The 23,546-nt window shown below is 52.1% G+C and carries 16 protein-coding genes; 9 read left to right on the forward strand and 7 right to left on the reverse strand.

Annotation, left to right across the window (positions count from 1 at the left end):
• The first annotated feature begins 78 nt into the window (after positions 1–78).
• The 3 genes from IPQ00_08560 to IPQ00_08570 are packed head-to-tail and all read left to right on the forward strand — an operon-like array spanning position 79 to position 6,302.
• On the forward strand, positions 79–1,722 hold the full coding sequence (locus IPQ00_08560) for an NAD(P)-binding protein (GenBank protein ID MBL0240609.1): 1,644 nt from the start codon (positions 79–81) through the stop codon (positions 1,720–1,722).
• Positions 1,719–5,291, forward strand: coding sequence for a pyruvate:ferredoxin (flavodoxin) oxidoreductase (gene nifJ / locus IPQ00_08565; protein ID MBL0240610.1), 3,573 nt, complete (start codon positions 1,719–1,721; stop codon positions 5,289–5,291). Before IPQ00_08560 ends, nifJ begins: the two co-directional genes overlap by 4 nt.
• Before the next feature lie 12 nt (positions 5,292–5,303).
• A complete protein-coding gene (locus IPQ00_08570; protein MBL0240611.1) occupies positions 5,304–6,302 on the forward strand; it encodes a dihydroorotate dehydrogenase-like protein in 999 nt (332 codons plus the stop codon).
• Positions 6,303–6,317: 15 nt separating this feature from the next.
• Here IPQ00_08570 and IPQ00_08575 read toward each other — a convergent pair whose 3' ends face one another.
• Positions 6,318–7,589, reverse strand: a complete 1,272-nt coding sequence (locus tag IPQ00_08575; protein ID MBL0240612.1) for a hypothetical protein — start codon at positions 7,587–7,589, stop codon at positions 6,318–6,320.
• Positions 7,590–8,018: 429 nt separating this feature from the next.
• Here IPQ00_08575 and IPQ00_08580 point away from each other — a divergent pair, with 429 nt between their 5' ends.
• The gene (locus IPQ00_08580) at positions 8,019–8,798 is read left to right on the forward strand and encodes a hypothetical protein (GenBank protein MBL0240613.1); all 780 of its coding nucleotides are present in this window, start codon (positions 8,019–8,021) and stop codon (positions 8,796–8,798) included.
• A gap of 75 nt (positions 8,799–8,873) precedes the next feature.
• On the opposite strand, the gene IPQ00_08585 is transcribed toward IPQ00_08580, so the two are convergent.
• Positions 8,874–11,492 carry a hypothetical protein gene (locus IPQ00_08585; protein MBL0240614.1) on the reverse strand — a complete coding sequence of 873 codons (2,619 nt, stop codon included), beginning with the start codon at positions 11,490–11,492 and terminating at the stop codon, positions 8,874–8,876.
• A 345-nt stretch (positions 11,493–11,837) separates the two neighbouring features.
• On the opposite strand from IPQ00_08585, the gene IPQ00_08590 reads away from it, so the two are divergent.
• From IPQ00_08590 to IPQ00_08610, 5 genes are all read left to right on the forward strand, one after another.
• Positions 11,838–12,716 (forward strand): hypothetical protein, encoded by an 879-nt coding sequence (locus IPQ00_08590; protein ID MBL0240615.1) that lies wholly within the window; start codon positions 11,838–11,840, stop codon positions 12,714–12,716.
• A 17-nt stretch (positions 12,717–12,733) separates the two neighbouring features.
• A complete protein-coding gene (locus tag IPQ00_08595; protein ID MBL0240616.1) occupies positions 12,734–13,303 on the forward strand; it encodes a hypothetical protein in 570 nt (189 codons plus the stop codon).
• Positions 13,304–13,351: 48 nt separating this feature from the next.
• Complete coding sequence (locus tag IPQ00_08600; protein ID MBL0240617.1) at positions 13,352–14,125, forward strand: hypothetical protein; 774 nt, start codon at positions 13,352–13,354, stop codon at positions 14,123–14,125.
• 105 nt (positions 14,126–14,230) lie between these two features.
• Complete coding sequence (gene sucC / locus IPQ00_08605) at positions 14,231–15,391, forward strand: ADP-forming succinate--CoA ligase subunit beta (GenBank protein MBL0240618.1); 1,161 nt, start codon at positions 14,231–14,233, stop codon at positions 15,389–15,391.
• Between the two features lie 189 nt (positions 15,392–15,580).
• A complete protein-coding gene (locus IPQ00_08610) occupies positions 15,581–17,860 on the forward strand; it encodes a hypothetical protein (GenBank protein MBL0240619.1) in 2,280 nt (759 codons plus the stop codon).
• A 363-nt stretch (positions 17,861–18,223) separates the two neighbouring features.
• Here the strand turns inward: IPQ00_08610 and IPQ00_08615 are convergent, their stop codons facing one another.
• The 5 genes from IPQ00_08615 to IPQ00_08635 all read right to left on the reverse strand — a co-directional run bounded on the left by IPQ00_08615 (position 18,224) and on the right by IPQ00_08635 (position 23,473).
• Positions 18,224–18,844, reverse strand: coding sequence for a hypothetical protein (locus IPQ00_08615; GenBank protein ID MBL0240620.1), 621 nt, complete (start codon positions 18,842–18,844; stop codon positions 18,224–18,226).
• Positions 18,845–19,435: 591 nt separating this feature from the next.
• Positions 19,436–20,734 (reverse strand): DUF5009 domain-containing protein, encoded by a 1,299-nt coding sequence (locus IPQ00_08620; protein MBL0240621.1) that lies wholly within the window; start codon positions 20,732–20,734, stop codon positions 19,436–19,438.
• A 109-nt stretch (positions 20,735–20,843) separates the two neighbouring features.
• The gene (gene bstA / locus IPQ00_08625) at positions 20,844–21,371 is read right to left on the reverse strand and encodes a bacillithiol transferase BstA (GenBank protein MBL0240622.1); all 528 of its coding nucleotides are present in this window, start codon (positions 21,369–21,371) and stop codon (positions 20,844–20,846) included.
• 21 nt (positions 21,372–21,392) lie between these two features.
• Positions 21,393–22,754 (reverse strand): replicative DNA helicase, encoded by a 1,362-nt coding sequence (gene dnaB / locus IPQ00_08630; GenBank protein ID MBL0240623.1) that lies wholly within the window; start codon positions 22,752–22,754, stop codon positions 21,393–21,395.
• Positions 22,755–22,924: 170 nt separating this feature from the next.
• Entirely contained in the window at positions 22,925–23,473 is a 549-nt protein-coding gene (locus IPQ00_08635) for a 50S ribosomal protein L9 (GenBank protein MBL0240624.1), read from the reverse strand.
• Between the last annotated feature and the right edge of the window lie 73 nt (positions 23,474–23,546).

The raw sequence follows: 23,546 nt of genomic DNA on the forward strand, positions 1-23,546 counted from the left end.
TTTTAATTAATTTTCTATATCTGAACGTGACCTGAATCACATTGATAACGGCTGAGAACGGCTATCATTTTGGATAAGATGACTATATTAAAGACAGATCTGACGACGAAAACGGATTTGGCGGGACATAGCACCGGGACTGGGCCGATCAGGACGCAGCGGCCGGAATACGTGGATTTTCTTCCACCGTGTAACAGTGCGTGTCCGGCGGGCGAAGACATACAGGCCTGGCTCGACCTAGCTCAAGCGGGCAAATATCAGGAAGCTTGGGAAAAGTTGACGGATGAAAATCCGCTGCCGGCGGTCCACGGCCGCGTATGCTATCACCCGTGCGAAACTTCGTGTAATCGGACATCACTTGACAGCCCGGTGAGCATTCACTCGATCGAACGATTTCTGGGCGATATGGCGATCGAAAACTCCTGGGAGTTCTACAAGCCCGCATCAATTAGCGGAAAACGGGTTCTGGTTATCGGCGCCGGCCCGAGCGGATTGTCGGCTGCATATCATCTGGCCCGACTGGGCCACGATGTCAGCGTCTATGAGGCCGGACCGATGGCTGGCGGGATGATGAATTTTGGCATCCCTGCTTACCGTCTGCCGCGAAACATACTCCAGGCTGAGATACGGCGGATAGAAAATCTAGGCGTTAAGATAACGCTCAACCGAAAGGTTACCGATATCTCAGCTGAAATGTCAGAGGGCAAATTTGACGCGTCATTTATCGCGATCGGTGCCCATATCGGCAAAAAGACCGCGATCCCGGCTCGAGATGCCGGAAAGATCCTCGACGCAGTGAGCTTCCTGAAGGACGTCGAATTGGGTAATGCCCCGCATATCGGCAGAAGGGTCGCGATATATGGCGGCGGGAACACAGCGATGGATGCCGCACGCACCGCCAAGCGGCTAGGAGCCGAAGAAGCGTTGATCATTTACCGCCGCGACCGCGAACATATGCCCGCACACGACTTTGAGGCAGACGAGGCCCTCAGCGAGGGCATCAAGATCCATTGGCTACGAACGATAAAGAATCTCGAATCGACGTCCATCACCGTTGAAGAGATGGAGATACGCGATGGCAAACCGTTCCCGACCGGCAAATTCGAGACGTTGGAAGCCGATTCCGTAATCCTCGCTCTAGGCCAGGACACCGATACGGACTTTTTGCGTGAGGTTCCCGGCATTGAATTTAAGGACGATGGGACGGTCGTTGTCGACAGATATATGATGACGGGACATCCGGGCATATTCGCCGGCGGCGATATGGTTCCGAGTGAGCGAACCGTAACTATCGCGACGGGGCACGGTAAAAAAGCCGCCCGAAATATCAATTCTTGGCTCGCCGGAACGGTCTATCAAAAACCGGCCAGTAATCCGCTGGTCACCATCGAACAACTTCACGTATGGTATCGAACAATCGCCGAAACCAAGCAGCAGTTGCATATTGAGCCTGAGGAAGCAGTCGCTGGTTTCGATGAGATCGTTGCCGGATTGACTCCTGAAGAAGCCCGTTTTGAGGCCGAACGCTGTCTGTCGTGCGGAAATTGTTTCGAGTGCGACGGATGTTTCGGGGCTTGCCCGGAACACGCCATAATAAAGCTCGGGCCCGGCAAGCGATACAAATTCAATTACAATCTTTGCACGGGCTGCGGCGTCTGTTTCGAACAATGCCCGTGTCACGCTATCGAGATGACCGCTGAACCGGAGGCGTCAAACAAATGAACCTGCAAGATCAACAAATCGTCACTCTTGACGGCAACGAAGCGGCGGTTTACGTCGCGTATCGCGTCAATGAAGTATGCGCAATTTACCCGATAACACCGTCATCTGCGATGGCAGAGTTTGCCGACGAATGGTCGGCCAAGGACGTAAAGAATATCTGGGGAAACGTCCCGGAAGTGATCGAAATGCAGAGCGAGGGCGGCGCCGCGGGCACTGTCCACGGTGCACTTCAGACGGGCTCGCTGACGACGACATTCACAGCGTCTCAGGGCTTGATGCTGATGCTACCGAATATGTACAAGATCGCCGGCGAATTGACTGCAGCGGTATTTCACGTCGCTGCCCGTTCGCTTGCCGCACAGGCATTATCGATATTCGGCGACCATCAGGATGTTATGGCCGCGAGGACGACCGGGTTTGCAATGCTCGCGTCAGCCAGCGTTCAGGAGGCCCACGATATGGCCCTGATCGCTCAGGCTGCAACGCTGCGGTCCAGGATTCCTTTCATTCACTTTTTCGACGGATTTCGGACCTCTCACGAGGTCAATAAGATACGGTTCCTCAATGATGAACAGATCCGCCAAATGATCGACGACGAACTTGTTATCGAACACCGCCAACGTGGTCTCGATCCTTCCAGGCCGTTCATCCGCGGTACTGCTCAGAATCCGGATGTTTATTTTCAGGCCCGCGAAACAGTTAATGAGTTTTATACTGCTGTACCCGGGATTGTTAGGGAGGAAATGGAAAAATTTGCCGGACTTACGGGCCGGAGATACTCGCCCGTCACGTATTTCGGCTCACAGGACGCAGAGAGCATAATTGTCGTTATGGGTTCAGGCGTTGAGACCGCCGCAGAAACCGCGGCGTCTATGTCTGCCCAAGGCTCGAAAGTAGGCGTTTTGCAGATCACGCTGTACAGGCCGTTTCCGGCCGAGGACTTTCTGGCGGCGCTTCCGGGAGCAGTTAAGAGCATCGCTGTCCTCGATCGCACCAAAGAATCCGGTGCGTCTGGCGAACCGCTTTATCAAGACGTGATGATAACGCTGATGGAGGCCGTTTCCGCAGGCGTTCGTCCCGAGATGCCGGTCATTATCGGCGGCCGATACGGGCTCTCATCTAAGGAATTCACGCCGGCGATGGTAAAGGCTGTATTCGACAATTTGAACTCTGAGACTCCGAAAAATCATTTTACCGTCGGCATCACCGACGACGTTAGTCACACAAGCATCCCCGTCGATTACAGCTTCAAGCTAGACGAGTCTGATTGGACACAGGCGTTATTCTTTGGGCTCGGTGCCGACGGCACGGTCGGTGCAAATAAAAACAGCATCAAGATCATTGGCGAAAATACCGACCTGTCGGCACAGGGATATTTTGTCTATGACTCCAAGAAATCAGGTGCAAAGACTGTTTCACATCTAAGATTCGGCAAGAAGCCGATCAAGGCTCCGTATCTGATCAGTTCGGCGGACTTTATTGCGTGCCACCAGTTCAACTTTGTCGAAAAAGAGGAAATGCTCTCCTTCGCCCGCGACGGTGCAACATTTCTACTCAACAGCACCTACGGACGGGATGAAGTCTGGGATCACCTGCCGCTTTCGGTGCAACAAGCATTGATCGACAAGCACATAAAATTCTATGTGATCGACGCGACGGAGGTTGCCCAGAAGACCGGGATGGCCGGCCGCATAAATACCATTATGCAGACGTGCTTTTTTGCTCTCTCGGGCGTTTTGCCGCCGGATGACGCGATCGCTCAGATCAAAAAGGCGATCGAAAAGACCTACTACAAGAAAGGCCAGTCGGTCATAGATAAAAACTTTGAAGCAGTAGATCAGACTCTCGAGAATCTCTTTGAGGTGACGGTGCCCGAGTTAACCACCGCCGAACTCCCGACTTTTGCGGGTATGCCCAGTGCGGCACCTGACTTTGTCAAAACGGTCACCCAAATGATGATCGACGGTCGCGGCGACGACATCCCCGTCAGTATGCTGCCGATCGACGGCACTTACCCGAGCGGCACTTCCAAATGGGAGAAACGCAACGTCTCTAACCGCATCGCGATCTGGGAACCCGACTCGTGCATTCAATGCGGAAACTGCAGTTTTGTCTGCCCGCACAGTGTGATCCGTTCTAAGTTTTATCATCGCGACAATCTGGCGGCGGCACCAGAAGGATTTCAATCTGCACCCATCAACGCCCGGGGCTTTCCGGAAACAAAGTTCACTTTGCAGGTGTATCTCGAGGATTGCACCGGGTGTAGCCTTTGCTACGAAGTTTGTCCGGTCGAGGACCGTACGACCGGAAAACGTGCCATCAATATTGAAGAAAAGCCAAAGGAACTCGCTCCGGAGCGTGCCAAGATCGCATTTTATGAGGATCTGCCGGCAAACGAGAAGACCGATGTCAATTTTTCGACCGTTCACGGTGTTCAGTTTCTTGAACCGTATTTCGAGTTCTCAGGAGCGTGTGCCGGATGCGGCGAAACCCCATATATCAAGGTTTTGACACAATTGTTCGGCGACCGTCTGCTCGTTGCAAATGCCACGGGTTGTTCCTCGATCTACGGCGGCAATCTACCCACGACGCCCTGGACCAAGAATGCACAGGGTCTCGGGCCGGCGTGGTCAAATTCCCTTTTCGAAGACAACGCCGAATTCGGCCTCGGGATGCGTATGACAGCGGACAAGCAACTTAGTACCGCCCATCAATTGCTTGAGGAACTGAAACCGCACCTTGGTGACCAACTCGTCGATGACCTTATTCACGCGCCGCAACATCTCGAGAGTGAGATCAACGCTCAGCGAATGCGTGTCGCGGTATTAAAGGAAAAGCTGTCGTCGCTTGATGTTCACCAGGCTAACCATTTATTGTCGATGGCCGACCAACTTGTCCACCGCAGCATCTGGTTGATAGGTGGCGACGGTTGGGCATACGATATCGGTGCCGGCGGACTTGATCACGCCCTGGCGACGGGGCGCAACGTCAATGTCCTGGTTCTCGACACCGAGGTCTATTCAAACACCGGCGGCCAGATGTCCAAGGCAACACCGACTGCGGCATCGGCAAAATTCGCGTCGGCCGGCAAGCGAGTGGGCAAAAAGGATCTCGCGTTGCAAGCGATCTCGTACGGCAATGTTTACGTCGCCCAGATCGCGATGGGAGCCAATCCGCAGCAAACGCTCATCGCACTTCGCGAAGCTGAAGCATACGACGGGCCTTCGCTAATTCTCGCGTACAGCCATTGCATCGCTCACGGTATCGATATGGAGAAAGGGCTGAACCAACAAGCATTGGCGGTTGCAAGCGGCTACTTCCCGCTTATTCGGTACAATCCGGAGCTCCGCAAGAACGGCAAGAATCCGTTCGTGCTCGATTCGCCCAAGCCGACGATCTCGTTGCGGCAATACGCCTATAATGAGCTTCGTTACAAGGTCTTGACGCAGACTCAACCCGAAGAGGCTGAGCGGCTTATGCAACTCGCTCAGGAGATAGTCGACCTCCGTTGGAAAACATATGAGGATATGGCCGGTTACGGTGCAAGTTCATTTCAGCCGGTTTTATAGGAAACAAAAACAATGCTCGATCTAAGCACACGATATATGGGACTTAACTTACGTACGCCGCTGGTGGTGTCCGCAAACCCTTTGTCCCAAAAAGTTGATAATATCGCCGCGATGGAAGACGCCGGTGCCGGTGCTGTCGTCTTGTTTTCGTTATTTGAGGAACAGATCCGCCGCGAGGCTGACAAGACCGATAAGGTACTACGGGCGACCACAAACGCATTTGCCGAGGCAGCGGACTTTTTTCCGGACCTTGAGGAGTTTTCGGTAGGTACTGGCCAATACCTTGAAGTTATTCGTAAGGCTAAGGAGCGCGTCGATATCCCGATCATCGCCAGCCTGAATGGAATCACGGCGGACGGATGGATCGAATACGCACGCGAGATCGAGCAGGCCGGTGCGGACGGGCTCGAAATAAACGTATATTTCATCCCGGCCGACCTCAGGCTGACGTCCACTGACGTCGAATTGCGTTATCTCGATATCGTGCAATTGGTACGAAGCACGGTCAAAATACCGATTGCCGTCAAACTCAACCCGTACTTCTCGTCGGTCGGCCATATGTGTCAGCAATTGACGATGGCAGGAGCTGATGCATTGGTACTTTTCAATCGATTCTACCAACCCGATTTTGATATCGATGAGCTTAAAGTGTTGTCCAACCTTGAGTTAAGCGTTCCGGCTGAGATCAGACTGCCGCTGCTATGGATCGCGGTACTTTATGGCCGGACTCCGGCATCGCTCGCCGCGACAACCGGCGTTCACGGTGCTAAAGAGTTGATAAAATATCTGCTCGCCGGTGCGGATGTAGCGATGGTTGCGTCAGCTATCCTCAAGCACGGCATCGGTTGGATCGCCGACATACTCGAAGATCTCGATCGATATATGACCGAAATGAAATTCGTCTCTATCGACTCATTTAAGGGGGCGATGAGCCAACAACACGTGTCCGATCCGGCGGGTTACGAGCGCAGCAACTATATCCAAATACTCGAAGAAAAGAATTGGCGGTAGGTCCGTTGGAATACCTCATTGCTGGATATTCAACTTCGGCTTGAATTTTCTAAATCCGGTATGGTGCCTGATCACCTCAGACAACCGCATCGTGCCGTCCGCGTCATACAGCGACAGTTCGATGACGGCACTACCGCTATAGTCCGTCTTGTTGCCAAGCAAGAGGTTGCGGCTTTCCCTGCGGCTACCGCCTGACGCGAGCAGACGGACTCGTAAGATCCCGGCACCGCCACTACCGTTCCTAAGAAATCGATCCAGTTTCTCGGCCCTGACCATACTTCTAAACTCGGTTGCGTCTATCTTTTCCGACGGAGTTTCCGGAAAGATGTCGGGCGTAATCGCAAATGACATCGTCGCGAGTTGTGTTTTCACAATTTTGGCAGATGCCAGTAATCGAGCTAATTCATCACCGGGTTGGCGGCCTTCGACGAGCCTTTTATTTGAGTCGATAAAATAATCAATATATGCATTGGCGGCCTGTAGCCTTGCGAGAGTGTTGTAAAACGAATTGTCGTCGCTGATCCCGACGTCATACTCTGGCACGAACTGCTCCGGATTGTACACCAGCAGACCACTGTTTGAGCTAAGCATACGACCCGCGATGACTGCACTAACCGCTCCCTTCCTGTCGATCGTATCCATTGATTCGGTGATCGTTTGGTCGGTTCTGAAAAGCGAAATAAGCTCAGCAACGGATCTGATCGTGGAACCGGCGATCGACGGCAGACCGAGAGCGGTGATCAGGCCGCCGCTGCGAGTTTCGCTAACTGACTCGATACCGACCGACTTTTGCCCGCCACTTCCGGCGGCGTCATTGACGGCCTTGACCAATACCTCATAGTTCGCGAGGGCAAGTTTCGCCTGTTCGCGATATATTCGATAACGGGAAAGAGCTAGAAAATCGGGTTCATAAAACAACACCAGGCGGTCATAGCGGCCGATATGCGGTCTAAGGTGCTGATCGACCTTCGTTGCGACTTCATCGAGTGCTTCATAACTCAATGATGTCACCTCGATGACCGGCGTCTGATCGGGCGCGGTAAAGGTGGTCTTACCGCCGCTGTTTTCCCTGTTCATACCGCTCGCGCCGGTCGCCTCATTGTATGCCTTGAGGTACTCGATACGGGCCTTGAGCAATTCGGTTTCCCTTTCGATCAATTTCTTCTGCTCAGCGATCTGATCGATCTTCGACAAGGGTGTCGGAGTCGGAGTCGGGCTTTCAGTTTGTGCCCAGGTTCCAAGAGTTATTAAAAGTAAAGCGATGGCTGACCTAATTATCTGTTTCATTCAACACCTCCCGGGCGTCGCAGGCAATATGCTCAAATTGAACCGAATTTATACAATCCACAACTAACTTGTTTCATATTTTCGTGGTTAATTCAAGGAACATTAGCACACCGTCAGATCAAATTGGGCGGTAGCTCCAAGACATTGGTCGATGCTCTTCCACAATGGTTTACGCTTACACCTCAAAGTTTTCCACATGTGGAAAACTTTGAGGTGTCTGTTATCCTCACAACCTCGCTGTAATCAACCATCTACGGTTAGTTATTTAATTTACAACCTTAGGATTTTTTTGTATTATTTAGGCAGAATTTGCACATCTCGCAAATATTGCAACTAAACGCCCCTGATTTTCATCTGTTTTGCGGTTAACTGAGGCTTGCCCGATCCAGTCTTAAAAAAGGGTCGAAACTAGCAACTGCTGGAGAAAATATGTCATTTAGCTCAAGATCTATCAAAACCGCTATATCAGCCGCACTCATTCTCACGATGTCCGTCGTGGCCTTTGCCGATACCATTCGGTTAAAGGACGGCAGCATTCTAAAAGGTCGCATCGTCAGCTTTGCCGGAGGTAAGTTTACGATCGCCATCGGCGAAGGGTCGCGAATGAAACAGATGACCTACTCGGCTTCCGAGATCGATTCCATCCAGTTCGACGCACCTGACAAGATGCCTATGACGACGCCCTCATCCTCAAACTCCGGCAAACCGACGATGGTCAATACCAGCACGGCATCAACGCCAAAGGTGGTCACGACCGACAACGTCCGCATCGGGGCAAACGCAGGTAATACAACAACGCCGGTCACGAAGCCGATCGGCGGCACGATGAAGCCGATCGTCTGGAATGTAAAAGTGCTCGCGGACAACACTGCTAATGGTTGGACCAATTCAGGTTGGGTGCTGAAAAAGGGCCAAAAGATCCGCGTTTCGGGCGATGGCAAGATCTCGCTTGGCAAGGGTAAGTCATCGACCGCGTCTGGTATTTCTGAACTCGACGACGCTCAAAAGCTGCTCAAGAATGTTCCGACCGGTGCTCTCATCGCCGTGATCGGCGATGACAACAACGATTTCATATACATCGGAGCCGAACGTGAATTTGTCGCGACCCGCGATGGTGCCCTTTTCCTCGGTATAAACGAAGGCTTTCTTGATGACAATTCGGGTGCTTTCAACGTAAAGGTAGAGATCATTCCCGATGGGTCTAACTAAAACTCGAGATATCTGAAATGAGAGACGGTGGGCTTTTTCGGCCCGCCGTCTTTTGCTTTTGTACCGCGGTTAGATTTACGGCTTCGCCGCTTTCAAGGCTACTTCCTGCGACGCGAGCCACTGCATCGCACCTGCATTATTCTTAAACTTGGCCTTGAGCATATCGATCGCCTCTTGGCCCCGTGGATCGCCAAGTTTGACGATAGCGACAATTCCGTTCTGGATTCCCTGAATATTGCCCGAGTCGAAAGCCGATTTGAACTTTTCGAAGATCAGACTGTACGCCCTTGGGTCGCCCTTGCCTGTCTTACCGACCACGACCAGTGCAGCGGTCCTGAGTCCCATCGACTGATTCTTGTCCGTCGCGATGCTATAGCTGGCGTCAAACGCTCGTTTATCACCAAGCTCGCCCAGAGCCTTTAGTCCCGCGATCTGGATACGGCCCTTCCACGACGGCGTTTTCGTCAGCTTTATCAGAGCGTCATAGGCACGCGGGTCTTTGACACGAGCCAGTGCCATCGACGCCTGGCCGATAATCCGATAGGACGGGTCGTTCAGATTAGCCACGAAGATATCGGCATACTTCTTATCGCGGGTCTCGCCTAGTAATTCCATTGCGTCGCCCTTGATCTGAAGTTCCTTGGCCTTGGTCAGACGAATTACCGCCGCCTCGACGTTGGCGTCTAGCTTAATTGCCGGGATCTCCTGCCCGGGCATCGCGTTAGGCAGGTAGATATTGGCGATCTCTGCGAGAGCGTCACGGCGAACCTGCCAAAACGGATCATTCTCCGCCGTTTTGATCAAAGCAGTGATAAACTTTGCCTTGTCGGCCTCGGAGGTGCTCTTGCTGGCAAGTTGAGCCATTGCCCAATGGCGGCCGACCGGATCCTTATCGTTGGCCATTTGGTAAAATAGGTCTTCGGCCGATTTTTCAAAGGTCATTTCCTTGAGCAACGTACCCTCGTAATCAAAATTGACCAGTTTCGGCTTTGTGGCTGACTTGAATGTTAGAACATTCTCCTCTTGAGGCTTGAGCCAGACGCGTTCGACCTTGTTGTCGACGGCGACATCGACGTATGTCTGAAAATATTTGGTCTGCGGGTACTCGTTGTTGAGATCGAGCTTTTGGGTCTGTTTTACGTTGAGCGTCAATTCTTTTTTAGCTTCATCGTAGTTTTGAGTGATCTCAAAAACGGGATGGCCCATTCGGTAAAGCCACTGGTCGAAAAACCAATCCATCGACTGCCCGGTCGTTTCCTCGATCGCGATCCGCAGTTCTTCGGTCGAAACAGGTTGGTGGGCGTTTTGGGTCAAATAATGCTTGAGTGACGCATAAAACGCTCTGTCGCCGAGGTGCTTCCGCAGCATATGCAGCACCGAACCGCCGCCGGGATACGCATACGTGTCAAACATCGCATCCTTATTGGCATAGTACTTCGTCACGATCGGTCGGCGGTTGCCCTGCCGCCAAGCTCCGATCGTCGCATCCTGGTTATTGCGGATCTCGGTGTAGATAAACTCATCGTGGCCTTTTAGCTTTTCGGTCCACATAGCTTGCATATACGTCGCAAAGCTCTCATTGAGCCAGATCTGTCCCCAGTCGCGACAAGTCACATAGTCGCCGAACCACTGGTGTGCGAGCTCGTGCGATTGCAGTGACTCGCTATCAGTATCGAGCAGTTCACGTTCATCGTGGATCATTTCCTCGATCTGCGTGGTGGCCGAAATATTTTCCATTCCACCGCCAAACTCCTCGACGAATGCCTGCGAGTATTTGGCGTACGGATATCTGACACCGGTGATCTGCGAGAAGAAACGCATAGTCGCCGGCAAGTTCCTGACCGTTGCGGCAACCTCCTTGGTCTCGTTGGGGTAGCCGTAATTATAGACCGGCACACCATCAAAATCCTGAATGACCGGCGTCGTCTCGCTTACGACTATTGAGGTCAGATAGTTTGAATAAGGCTGTTCCATTTTCCAATGAAACGTGCGCGTGCCGTCGGCATTTTCTTTGGTCTCGACCAGTTTACCGTTGCCTACGACCGTAAATGGTTTGGCAACCGTGGCCCTCATATCCGTAGTGCGAAAATCATTGGGCGTATCGTATGACGGAAACCAGTAGCGGTTAAATTCCGATTCGCCCTGCGACCAGATCTGACGCGGTTTGTTCGGATCGTCCGCCGTCGGCTTAATAAACCTCAGCCCACGTCCAAAACTGCCGATCGCCGTCTCATTATCATCTACCTTATTTACATAGTTGGTCGCATAATCAATGACGACCTTAATGTCCTCGCCGGCCTTGTAAACGCGGTCGAGCGTGATCTCGAGATTGTCATTACCTTTCGCGGCCTCGTAGGCATATTGCAGGTTTCCGCCGCCTGCGAGCTTTACCGAATTTATGGTCATCATCGCCGCGTCGAGCGCAAATTTGTCAGTATCTGCAAATGGAGCAAACGTTACGGCCGTCACGCCAAAAGCCTGTTCCTTATCCCAGTCGAACCTCAGATCGATGTCGATGTGCTTGACGTCGATCGTGCGGCTTCTGATCCAGTTTACGGCCGGCAGCGGGCGATTTTCGTCTTCGACTAACGGCGAAAACGACCTTAGCGGCCGAGCCTGCAATATCGAACCGCACGCAAACAACACTACCAACGATCCCGCGGCAAGCCGCCGGGCGAATTTTACATAGCTCATAGATTCCTCAAAATAATATTTAATTAAGCGAGATAGAATTAAACTGCTCTTTGTTCTTTGACGTTACGAGCGGACCAACTGCGATGTTTCATATTTCACGCATACCGTCCTGCGGTCTCGCATATCACACAGGCCCTCGTCGATAAATGTAGCGGGCAATGGGACAGTATTACAAAGGCCTGACCGAGGATTAAGAAAGCAGAATTTAATACGGCTGGCTTAACGGAGCAGGGACGTCGGCCTGCCCGGTCTTTTTCGGCATTATGGGCCTTTTGGCGGCAATTTGTTTGACACCGCAGGCACAATCTTGTCTAATCCACTTATCTCGGCGTAACAGGGTACGGTATGGATCGCAATTTGATCAATTTGGCGTTGGTTATCAGCATCCTTTTTCTGATAACGGCCTGCGTATGCCGCTCGGACCGCGATCAGGAGTCGGGTTCCTCGACGCCCGAGAAAAAGGTTGCCAATAGTTCCCCGGCCGATGACAAAAGAGCCAACTCGCCTAAGAACTCAATCAAGGACGAAGGCGATTTTCTGGTGGAACACGTGGCCGTGACAAACCGGAAGTACGCTGAGATCGACAGCCAAGTCCGCAAGGAACGCCTGATGGAGAAGGCCGCCGATCAGTTGAATAAGGCACTTGTGTTGCCGCACGACATCACGCTCCGAACCAAAGACTGCGGCGAGGTCAACGCATTTTACGACTCTAATGACCAGACCGTTACCGTGTGTTACGAGATGATGGAGCATTTCTATCAGGTGTTTCGCTCAAGCGGCATCTCGGATGAGAGGGCGTACGAAAAGATGTTTGACGCGGTCCGCTTTGTCTTTCTGCACGAGATCGGACACGCACTGATAGACACATATAAGTTACCGATCACCGGCAACGAAGAGGACGCCGCCGATCGAGCCTCGGCCTATATCAATCTTGAGGAACTGGGCGAAGAGGGCGTGAATGCCGTATTCGCCGCTGCCGATGCATTTGCGATCGAGTCCAAACGGCGGACAAACGGTCGTCAGGATCTGGCGGACGAGCATCTTTTGCAGGAACAGCGATTTTATAATTCGCTGTGTATGATCTACGGATCGAATTCGACTAAATACGAAAACATCGTGCTTAAAGGCTATCTGCCCAAGGAGCGTGCCGTCCGTTGCGAGAGCGAATACCAGCGGACATCCGACAGTTGGAGAAACCTGCTTCAGCCGTGGCGCAAGGATTGAGGCGACGACATAAACTTATGAAGAAAATTTTTAATGAGATCCTATTTGGCAAAAATGCGTTGATCAGCGGACTGATCGCACTCGCCGTCGTGGGCAGTATCGCCCTCGGCTGCAACTGCAACAAGAGCTTTGACCTTTCGAACATCGCAAAGGACACCGAAAAGTCGAGAGACACGCCGATCGACACCGAGAAGCCTTCAAATGACGTTCCGTCAGACAGCGTTGTCGAGGGACTGGTGAAGGATTCGGTCGCACAGTTTGCTGAGGCGATCCAAAGCGAAGATTTTGATGATCTGCGCTCCAACGCGTCTTCGGACTTTCAGAGCACTTATAGCGCTGATGAGATGCGCACGGCCTTTAAGTCGTACATCGGCAAAAAGTCGCTTGTCGTCCCGATACTTAGAAAGGTTAAGGATGCCGATGCCGATTTCACTTCGGCTCCGTCGCTCCGCAGCGAAAAAGGCCTCAAGATCCTCGTGGCGACCGGTAAGTTTCCGACAAAGCCCTATGCAGTGCGATTTGATTTTGAATACGTGATGCGAGGCGGTGAGTGGAAACTCTTAAAACTCGTCGTAAATATACCGTAATTGTCGGCCGGCGGTCGTGTAAATATTTCATTTGCAAAACGGAGCACTATGAACATAATTGACCTTTACAAAAGCAATAGCTCGTCGCCTTCACTCATATTTGCGTTGGGCATCCTCCTGATCGTCGGTCTAGGCTGCGGATCAGGCACACCGCCGCCGTCCGGTTATGTAGGGGTTTGGCAGGGCGATGACGGTTCGACCATCACGATCAGAGCTGATGGCGGCGGCGATTATAAGTCGGGCTCCACGACCATCACCGGCGGCGGCGTTGCGGTCGATGAAACGGCCAAAACGCTCAAGATCACGATGGCAAGCCTCGGGCCCAGCTTTACCATCGACAAGGCTCCTGTGGGCGATAAGATGACTCTCAGCGGCGTTGTCTATAAAAAGACCGGCGGCGGTGGTTCAGATACGAGCACCAGCGACGTCAAACCCGTGATACCGTCGGACGAAAAACTCCAAACACTCGTTAAATCCACATTTTTTGATTTCGGCGATGCTGTCCAGTCGGGCGATTTTGGGGATTTTCACAAAAAGACGGCCAAGGTCTGGCGTGATTCGTCCACTGAGGATGAAATGCTAACGGCATTTCAGGATTTTGTCGACGACAAGGAGAATTACAATTTCAAAAAGGCCATCGCCTCGCTCGACGCAACATTGACGCCCGCACCGACCATCGAAAAGGTCTCGGGCGTCGATGCCCTGATCGTCAAAGGCCATTATCCGACCAAGCCCCAACAGGCGAATTTTGAACTCAAATATACGATGGATGACGGCACCTGGAAGCTGATCGGCATAAAGATCAAGACCACATCCAACTGATCACAGTGGCTTTCCAAACATCGAGGCCGGGCCGCAAGAGGTTCGGCCTTTGATTTTTGAACGCCCGGAAGTTAAACTCTTTTTTACGCTTTCGTTCAAAATTCTATGAAAATTCACGAATATCAAGGCAAGGCAATCCTGAAACAATACGGCGTTCCGGTGCCCCGTGGCATCGTCGCCCGTACCCCGGAAGAAGCCGAGGCAGCGGCCAAGGAACTCGGTACCGACATCGTAGTCGTCAAGGCCCAGATACACGCCGGTGGTCGAGGCAAAGGCGGCGGTGTAAAGCTCGCAAAATCGCCTGCAGAGGCTAATCAACTTGCATCTGAGATCTTGGGAATGCAGCTTGTCACTCACCAAACCGGCCCCGAGGGTCAAGAAGTAAAAACTATCCTCGTCGAAGAAGGCTTGCCGATCGACCGCGAATTTTATCTCGGCATCACGTTAGATCGTGTGACGGGCCGCAATGTGTTTATGGCCTCATCCGAAGGCGGAATGGACATCGAAAAAGTTGCTGAAGAGACCCCGGAGCTTATATTAAAGGAAACGATCGATCCGTCCGTCGGTTTGCAAGGATTTCAGGCTCGCAAGCTCGCTTTCGGGCTCGGTATTCCGGCTGAATTGATCGGCCAAGCGTCGAAATTCATGCTCGCACTTTATAAGGCGTACGAGGGCATCGATGCGTCGCTCGTCGAGATCAATCCGTTTCTACTGACTAAGGACGGTCGCCTGATCGCACTCGACGCGAAGGTCACCTTCGACGATAACGCGATGTTCCGTCACAAAGATTTTATCGAATTACGCGATCTTGCCGAGGAAGAGCCGCTTGAGATCGAGGCGTCCAAGCACGACCTCAACTACATCAAGCTCGACGGCAACATTGGCTGTATGGTCAATGGTGCCGGCCTCGCGATGGCGACGATGGACATCATCAAGCTCGCGGGCGGTGAGCCTGCGAACTTCCTCGACGTCGGTGGTGGTGCTAGCCAAGAGCGTGTCGAACAGGCGTTCAAGATCCTGCTCGCCGATAAAAATGTTAAGGCAGTGCTGATCAACATCTTCGGCGGCATCGTCCGTTGTGATATGGTCGCCAACGGCGTGGTCGCGGCTTACAAAAATCTCGGCCTAACCATCCCGATCGTCGCCCGTCTCGAAGGCACAAACGTCGAAGAAGGCCGCCGCGTCCTAGAGCAATCCGGCATCGGTATCCTAACCGCCCAAGGCATGCAAGACGCCGCCGAAAAAGTAGTAGCCGCCGCGGGCTAAACCGGCGCAGCCACAAACAGTCGCGTAAAAGCACGATTCGGACGCGATCCGGTTCGTGCTTTTTTTAATTCGCGACAATGTCCGGTCTCAATGGTCGGTTAATTGGCGCCAAAGCAACCAATTTACACCTTCGAACCATCCTTTAGCGTGAAACGGCAAAGACTTTGTAAAGCAAGGACACCTAAAATAATGAGAAAACAGATTATTTCCCTTTTGATACTCGTGTGCTCCATCTCAGCTCAGGCCCAGGTTAGGGGAGTTCGTCGGACACCGCCGCTGGCCGGACCGGCGTTGACCAGCAATGGCAAGCCCGCCAATTCCCTGCCGATCCGTCGGGTGATCTTGTATTCGAACGGCGTCGCTTATGTCGAGCGCCGCGGATTTGTCACGGGCAATGCCGAGGTCGATCTGCCGTTCAAGCAATCGCAGGTGGACGATGTACTCAAATCGATGGTCGTGCTCGATCTCGGCCAGGGCAAGATCGGAGCGGTGAGCTATAATTCGTCGGCACCGATCTCGTCGAGGATGGCGGAGATCCCGTTTTCGGTTAATCCTGTCTCGGGTGACGGCGGCGGCATATCGTCGGTGCTCTCGCAGTTACAGGGTGCCAAAGTGATCGTATCGTCAACGAAAGGCACGGCGACCGGTTCGATCCTGACGATCGAACGCAAACAGATCAAGACCGAAAAAGAAGTACAGATCACCAGCGTTCTCGTGATCGCGTCGGACAGCGGCGAGATATCGAGCTTTGACCTCGCAGACGTCCGCAGCGTCAAACTGCTCGACGAAGGCACCCGAAAGGACATAAACGAGTTTGCCAACGCCACTGCATCGACCCGTCGGCTTGACGCCAAGACCATCACTGTCACCAGCACCGGCACCGGACAACGCGAAATGGTCGTAAGCTATACCATCGCCGCCCCGATCTGGAAGACAACCTACCGCGTCGTGCTCGACGCCGACGGCAAGCCTTTCTTTCAAGGTTGGGCGATCGTCGATAACGTCAGCGACGAGGACTGGAGTGGAGTACAGATGTCGCTCGTATCAGGTTCGCCGATCTCCTTTATTCAGAATCTACAAAAGCCCTTCTATCGATATCGCCCGGTCGTTCCGATCCCGTCGGATCTACAGCTTGAGCCACAGATATATGAACCCCAGAGCGGAATTGGAACCGGTTCGGGTTCTGGAAGTGGTACGGGTGGTACTTCGATCGGGACTAATGTGACAAACGCACAGATCGGGAACCTTCCGAAAAGTGGGCAATTTACAAGTTCATTAAAGGTTGTGCCCGGCGTGCGACCGGAGGCCTTGGCGGGCGGTTTCACGGTGGACGGAGCGTCAGGAACCGAGAATACGTTTGTTATAGACGGACAGGAAGTGACAAATTTTCGAAGCGCGGGGTTAAATTCGAATAACAGCATGGTTCTCAGCACTACGAAAGTAAGCGATGCCCTTACAGGCCCGAATTCAGGCGTTTCGGCCGTTGCCAGCGGTGAAGAGGTCGGTGACCTGTTTGAATATCGTATCGAGCAACCAGTCACGGTCGAAAAGAATCGCTCCGCTCTTATTCCGATCGTTCAGACCAAAATGGACGGCGAGCGGGTTTCGATCTATAACGAATCCGCCCGTCGGGATCGTCCGTTCAGCGGTGTTTTGCTCAAGAATATGACAAATCTAACGCTGGAAAGCGGTAGCCTCACGGTCATCGACGGTAACGCTTATGCGGGCGAAGCCCTTATGGAACGCCTAAAGCCAAAAGAGCAACGGTTGATATCTTTTGCCCTCGATCTCGGCACGCACGTCCGTGTCCGCCAAACCGGCGATCGCGAACCGGCCAAGTTGGTCAAGGCCGTCAACGGTGTCCTCCAAGTCCATTACTTCAGGGCGGAGCAGAAAACGTACGACATATCCAACCAGACCGACCGGCCCAAAGTGCTCTATATCGAATATCTAAAACGCGACGATTGGGAACTGTCCGAAGATACGCCAAAACCGGATTACGTAACCCAAAAATACTACCGTTTTCGTGTCGAGCTCGCCCCGCTTGAGGAAAAGCAGCTCAAGCTATCGGTTCGTCAGCCACTGATGGACACCTATCAGCTCTCATCGCTTTCAAAGACCGATCTCTCGCTCTTTGTCACCCGACGCTACATCGATGAAGCGACACGGGCACGACTTGAAAAGCTGATCGATCTGCGGACGAAACTCGCCGAGATCGACAACAAGCTCGAGAGTTTTGACGATGAGGTCGAAAAGATCGAAGCTGACCAAAAACGCCTCCGCGAGAACATCGAGGCACTCTCAAAAACCGCCGAGGCAAAGGCTTTGATAGCAAGGTACATCGCTAAGGCTGGCGAACAGGAGACCCGGCTTGAGGAGATGGAAAAGGAAAGACGCGATCTTGCGGGGCAAAAAGAACAGCTTACACGGGAACTCGCCACTGAGATACGTGCATTCGAGATCAAATAGAATGTCCGTCAAACGTTAGTTTGACGAGCCAACTTAGCACGGGGGTCGTGTTGAGTACCAAGGTCGACGCTTTACAGATTACTCGCTGCGAGCGACAAACTGAAGTTTGTCGGACTTTCAATGTCCGTCAAACTTTAGTTTGACGAGCCAACTTAGCGGGGAGCGAGCATTGAATCCCAATGTCAACGCTTTACCGAAATCTGGCTGCGGCCGACAAACTGAAGTTTGTCGGACTTTCAATGTCCGTCAAACTTTAGTTTGACGAGCCAACTTAGCGGGGAGCGAGCATTGAATCCCAATGTCAACGCTTTACCGAAATCTGGCTGCGGCCGACAAACTGAAGTTTGTCGGACATTTTGACGTTTAACTGAAATCGAATCCGGGGTCGTCTTGTAATCGCTTCGCGAGATAATTTCCCGGCCATTCCGTCCAGTGGCCGACTAGTTTTGCTTTTACAGGATTATTTAGCGTGTATCTAATCGCCTTTTGCAATCCTGCACCGTGGCGAATGACGTGATCGAAGTTCTCCGCTTCCCAAAACGAACCGACTCGATCTAACAACGTATTGCATTGCCGAGCGGTATTTCCCTTAATGGACTGCATAATTTCGGCGAGCGTGTCCTGTTTGGACTCAAAACGTATTCCTTTTGAAGTTCTTATTTCGGTCATTTCGCGTTCGTTAAGATTAGGCTGTAAAACGACGTGAACGTGATTCGACATTATGCTGAAGGCGTCTAACTGATATTTCGGGCCATCGCCGTCAAGGAGTTTGTCGCTGACGATCTTCCGAATGTTCGGGCTCGACAGCCACCTCGGACCTGAGGCGGCCATGTCCATAATTGCGTCAAATCGCGAGAACCATTTCCGGTGAAAATCGATCACGTTTACCGATTCTATACTGGTCCTATCTCCGGTCAGATCGCTTTCGACGGCCTTTTCGATAGCTCGTTCGTGGATCATCCGCTCGTTCTTGTATTTTCTCACCAGTTCTTGCGGAATCGACCCAGCTAACCGGAATGTTACAAACAGTGTCGCTCCGGGTGGATGGATGTGGGGTCGTTTCCGTCGGTAAACTTGCTTGTAACCGAAATGATTCATTGGTGTCCAACAAACTTTTGTTTGTTGAGTCGGCCTGGTCAAGGGACGGCGTTGAGCACCGTCGCACAAGTACCACTTTGTCACGCTGAATTTCGTCAAACTGAAGTTTGTCGGACTTTCATTGTCCGTCAAACTTTAGTTTGACGAGCCAACTTAGCTCGTAGGTCGCGTTGAGTACCGATTTCTATCCGACCCGGCAATGACACTTCGAACGACAAACTGAAGTTTGTCGGACTTTCATTGTCCGTCAAACTTTAGTTTGACGAGCCAACTTAGCTCGTAGGTCGCGTTGAGTACCGATTTCTATCCGACCCGGCAATGACACTTCGAACGACAAACTGAAGTTTGTCGGACTTTCATTGTCCGTCAAACTTTAGTTTGACGAGCCAACTTAGCTCGTAGGTCGCGTTGAGTACCGATTTCTATCCGACCCGGCAATGACACTTTGAACGACAAACTGAAGTTTGTCGGACATTGTTAAACTTTTATAAAGATTTTCTTGCGGTACAAGAGCCACATCAGGAAAAGCCATAGAAGAATAAAGCAGATCGCGTAGAGCAGCGACGCGTCGACGGGTTGGGCAATCGCCAGGAACACGTTATCAAAGATCCATTTTTGGATCACGACGGGTTGCCCCTCTGCACCTATTACGCGATAGGCACCGATCATTCGGGCAAATATACCCGAAAAGACAAAGAGCGGCAGAGCGTTTACGCCGAATATGACGAACGGCTTGGCCCACTTTTTGTAGCCTTTGATGTCGATCAGCCAGTAGCACGCCCCGAGCGTGAGCAAGGCAAGGCCCGATGTGACCAGAACGTACGAACTTGTCCATAGAGCCTTGTTGAACGGAAAATAGCTATTCCATATGTATCCGGCGGCAAATAATACGACGCCGAAGAAAAACATTCCCGTTGACTTCTGTAGCGTGTCGCGTTTGGAGATCAGCCAAGTTCCGGTCAATACGCCCGAAATGGTAGTTGCGATCGCGGGAAGCGTCGAGAGAATGCCTTCCGGATCGAAGACCTTAGCGGATCGCCAGATATGATCTTCGGTCAATATAGTTCGGTCTAGCCAGGCGGCCAGATTACAGGCTTTGTCGCCGATCGAGGTGACTTCACAACCGGGAACCGGGATCAGGGTCATCATCGCCCAATATCCGAGCAATATCGCGATGGCGATACCAAGTTGTTGCTTCCAGTTTGTATGAAGAAAAATGATCGAGACGACCAAATAGCACACCGCTATTCGCTGCAGCACACCCGAAATCCGCATCGTGCCAAAATTGTATGGTACGACATTGTACCCGCCCAGATTGAGCCCGATAATGCCCGCGATGCTCAAACCTAGCAAAATGCCGGCGATCTTGAAATTGCGGAGTAGCAAGAACAAAAGGCCGCCCGCCATCGCCATCCAGATCAGCATCTTGAGGCTGTCCGGTGCGTCCGTTGCCGCAAACTGAAAAAATGGAATTACGGACATCGAAAGCCCGAGTCCGAATATCATTGCCGATCGCGAGACGATTTTGGAATAGACTCTTCGCGTGACGCCCTCGGCGATCCTTTTACCGAGAGCGATCGAGATCGCAATGCCGACGATGAATAAAAAGAAAGGAAAGATCCAATCCGTCGGCGTCAATCCGTGCCACGGGGCGTGCTCGAGCGGGTCGTAGATATGCGACCAGGTACCCGGGTTATTTACGAGCACCATCGCCGCGATCGTCATTCCGCGGAAAACATCCAGTGATATCAGTCGGTTTGATGGTGCTTCGGTCATAAGCTATACCTTTGCATCAACCGCAGATACACGCCAATGGTCGCAGATCAGGACTTCTATTTACCTAGTTCATATCTGCTTTTTTCGCGTTCATCTGCGGTGAAGATTCCTACCAGCCATTTCGCTCACGCAAATGCGTAATGTGTGCCGTGTGATGCTCGGAGTGCCAGGCGTAAAGAGCCAACGCACCTTCGAGCGGCCAGTTCCCTGTTTCGGGATGAATAAAGCTCTTCTGGAAATCATTGTCGGACATCGATCGGAGAAGTCTTTCCCAGCGCACGTGGATCGCACTAAGCATCGCTATCGATACGTCGATCGGAAGTTTACTATCAGCGAGTTCGGCCCAACGCTCTTCGAAATATGTTTTGATAGTCGGCGGTGTATCCTCGGTCAGAGCCAATTTGAACCGCGTCAGCGAGTTTGAATGGCTGTCGGCAAGATGATGTACGGTTTGACGCACGGTCCAACCCTCCGGGCGATAACGTGTATCGAGTTGATCATCATCCAGTCCGCTAAGCGCTGCGGCAAGCTTTGCCGGGAGTTCATTAATGACCTGGATCCTCGATGCTCTCGCTTTCGACGAGACCTCGTAGTTCCGGTCAAAATCACCTATCGGAAACCGCAAGTCATCTGTCATAAGCTGCCTCCACAAAACGATCTAGCCGCCGTAATAATTCTCGAATCTGGTAAATTCTTTAAGAAATGCAAGCTTAACCGAACCGGTCGGGCCATTACGCTGTTTTGCGATGATCAATTCGGCAAGTCCCTGGTTTTCGTCTGTCGGTTTGTAGTAATCTTCGCGATAGATAAACGCAACAATATCGGCATCCTGCTCGATACTTCCTGATTCGCGAAGATCTGACATAAGTGGTCTGGGAGGAGTTCGAGCCTCAGGAGCCCGCGATAACTGGGAAAGTGCGACTACCGGAACGTCAAGTTCCTTGGCGAGGGCCTTGAGTTCTCGCGAGATCTGCGAAACTTCTTGCTGCCGGGACTCCGAACGCTTACCGCCGGACATAAGTTGGAGATAGTCGACGACGATCAGGTCAAGTTGTTTCTGCTCAGCAGCCAGACGGCGGCATTTTGCACGCATTTCGAGTACAGAGATTCCGGGAGTGTCGTCGATGAACAGTCGAGCCTCGCTCAACTCTCCGATCGCTTGCGATAGTCGTTCCCACTCGGTTTGGACAAGGTGGCCTGTTCGAAAACGATGAGCGTTGATCCGCCCTTCGGAGGCGAGCATACGCGTTACCAACTGTTCCTTCGACATTTCGAGTGAGAATAAAGCTACGACAGCATTCGATTGCAGTGCAGCGTTCTGCGCCAGTGTCAGACAAAGAGCGGTCTTTCCCATCGACGGGCGGGCGGCGACGATCACCAGATCGGTTCGTTGCAGTCCGGACGTCATTTCATCGAGTTCAACAAAACCGGTCGACAGCCCCGTAATGCCGCTGTTTCCTCCTGCCTGATGTTCGCGAACCCGTATCAGGACGCGGTCAGCTATCGGAGCGATCCGCGAAAAACTCTGATTCGTTCTGGCTTCTGCTAAGGCGAAGATCGCCTGTTCGGCACGATCGAGCACGACATCCGCATCTTCTTCTTCGGCGAGTGCCTCACTCGTGATCGAGTTGCACGTGCGGATGAGATTTCGAACGACTGCCTTTTCCCGAACCACATTGATGTACTCTTCTACATTTGAGAAATGATGTAGGCCAAATGTGAGATTAGTGATAGTTGCTGTGCCGCCGATCGATTCGAGCGAACCTTCTTTCTTCAGTTCTTCGCCGATCAGGATCGGATCGATCTGTTTTTGCTTTTCAAAAAGGGCGATCATCGCAGCGAAAACCCGGCGATTAAGCGGCGAATAAAAATCCTCCGGCTTGAGGTGCTCGACCGCCTGAGCGATCACCGAATTATCCAGAAGAATAGCGCCGAGAATTATTCGCTCGCTGTCCTCACTGCTTGGCAACGGTTTCTCTAAAAATTGTTCGCGTCTTACGTCGGGAAATGCACCTGCCATTACGTGTAACTGCTCCAGATAAATGAGTTAAAAAACCGTTTGGATCGTGAGATGGCCACAACGGATGAAAAAAGAGACCGCAAATTTAAGTTTGCAGCCTCTAATCTTACTCTCATACGGATTCCCTTTCAAAGAATCCGAAACGATTTATCCAACTCACATTAAATGGCTTATGCCGCGTCGGTTTCCGTCGCTTCAACAGCCTCAACTGCAGGTTCAACTGCCGGTTCGGCGGCCTTAGTTTCTTCCTTGACCGGAGCTTCTCCACCTTCTGCACTAACTGTTACCGGCACCGAAAGAGTTACTTCGCGATGAAGTTTGACGTTTACCGTGTATTCTCCGGTTTCTTTGATCGCGTCTTTCAGTACGATTCGGCGACGATCGATCTCATATCCCTTGCCCTTTAGAGCCTCAGCGATATCCATCGATGTGACCGAGCCAAACAGCGTTCCGTGATCGCCTGCTTTGCGCTCGAACTTGAGTGCAATGCTCGACATTTGCTCGAGCTGAGCTTCAGCCGTTGCCTTTTCGATCGCAGCCTTTTTCAAAAGTGCCGCACGCTCCTGTTCGATCTGCTTAACGTTGCCTTTGGTGGCGAGCGTAGCCAACGCCTGAGGCAACAGGTAGTTGCGGGCGTAACCGGCCTTGACCTTTACGATCTCGCCGCGGCCGCCGACATGTTCGATGTCCTCGCGTAATAATATTGTTGTATTTGCCATGATGTTCAATCCTCTTGGTAATGGACCGCGTCGTTGAGCTAAATATTAGCTCTATGCCGAAACAATGATCCGA

Source organism: Chloracidobacterium sp., from assembly GCA_016720705.1.
Classification (GTDB): Bacteria; Acidobacteriota; Blastocatellia; order Pyrinomonadales; family Pyrinomonadaceae; genus OLB17.

Coding starts and splice junctions, on each gene's coding strand:
- IPQ00_08595 (MBL0240616.1), top strand. CDS start 12,734: ATGAAGAAAATTTTTAATGAGATCCTATTTGGCAAAAATGCGTTGATC.
- IPQ00_08600 (MBL0240617.1), top strand. CDS start 13,352: ATGAACATAATTGACCTTTACAAAAGCAATAGCTCGTCGCCTTCACTC.
- bstA (MBL0240622.1), bottom strand. CDS start 21,371: ATGACAGATGACTTGCGGTTTCCGATAGGTGATTTTGACCGGAACTAC.
- sucC (MBL0240618.1), top strand. CDS start 14,231: ATGAAAATTCACGAATATCAAGGCAAGGCAATCCTGAAACAATACGGC.
- IPQ00_08570 (MBL0240611.1), top strand. CDS start 5,304: ATGCTCGATCTAAGCACACGATATATGGGACTTAACTTACGTACGCCG.
- IPQ00_08590 (MBL0240615.1), top strand. CDS start 11,838: ATGGATCGCAATTTGATCAATTTGGCGTTGGTTATCAGCATCCTTTTT.
- nifJ (MBL0240610.1), top strand. CDS start 1,719: ATGAACCTGCAAGATCAACAAATCGTCACTCTTGACGGCAACGAAGCG.
- IPQ00_08580 (MBL0240613.1), top strand. CDS start 8,019: ATGTCATTTAGCTCAAGATCTATCAAAACCGCTATATCAGCCGCACTC.
- IPQ00_08610 (MBL0240619.1), top strand. CDS start 15,581: ATGAGAAAACAGATTATTTCCCTTTTGATACTCGTGTGCTCCATCTCA.
- IPQ00_08620 (MBL0240621.1), bottom strand. CDS start 20,734: ATGACCGAAGCACCATCAAACCGACTGATATCACTGGATGTTTTCCGC.
- IPQ00_08635 (MBL0240624.1), bottom strand. CDS start 23,473: ATGGCAAATACAACAATATTATTACGCGAGGACATCGAACATGTCGGC.
- IPQ00_08575 (MBL0240612.1), bottom strand. CDS start 7,589: ATGAAACAGATAATTAGGTCAGCCATCGCTTTACTTTTAATAACTCTT.
- dnaB (MBL0240623.1), bottom strand. CDS start 22,754: ATGGCAGGTGCATTTCCCGACGTAAGACGCGAACAATTTTTAGAGAAA.
- IPQ00_08585 (MBL0240614.1), bottom strand. CDS start 11,492: ATGAGCTATGTAAAATTCGCCCGGCGGCTTGCCGCGGGATCGTTGGTA.
- IPQ00_08560 (MBL0240609.1), top strand. CDS start 79: ATGACTATATTAAAGACAGATCTGACGACGAAAACGGATTTGGCGGGA.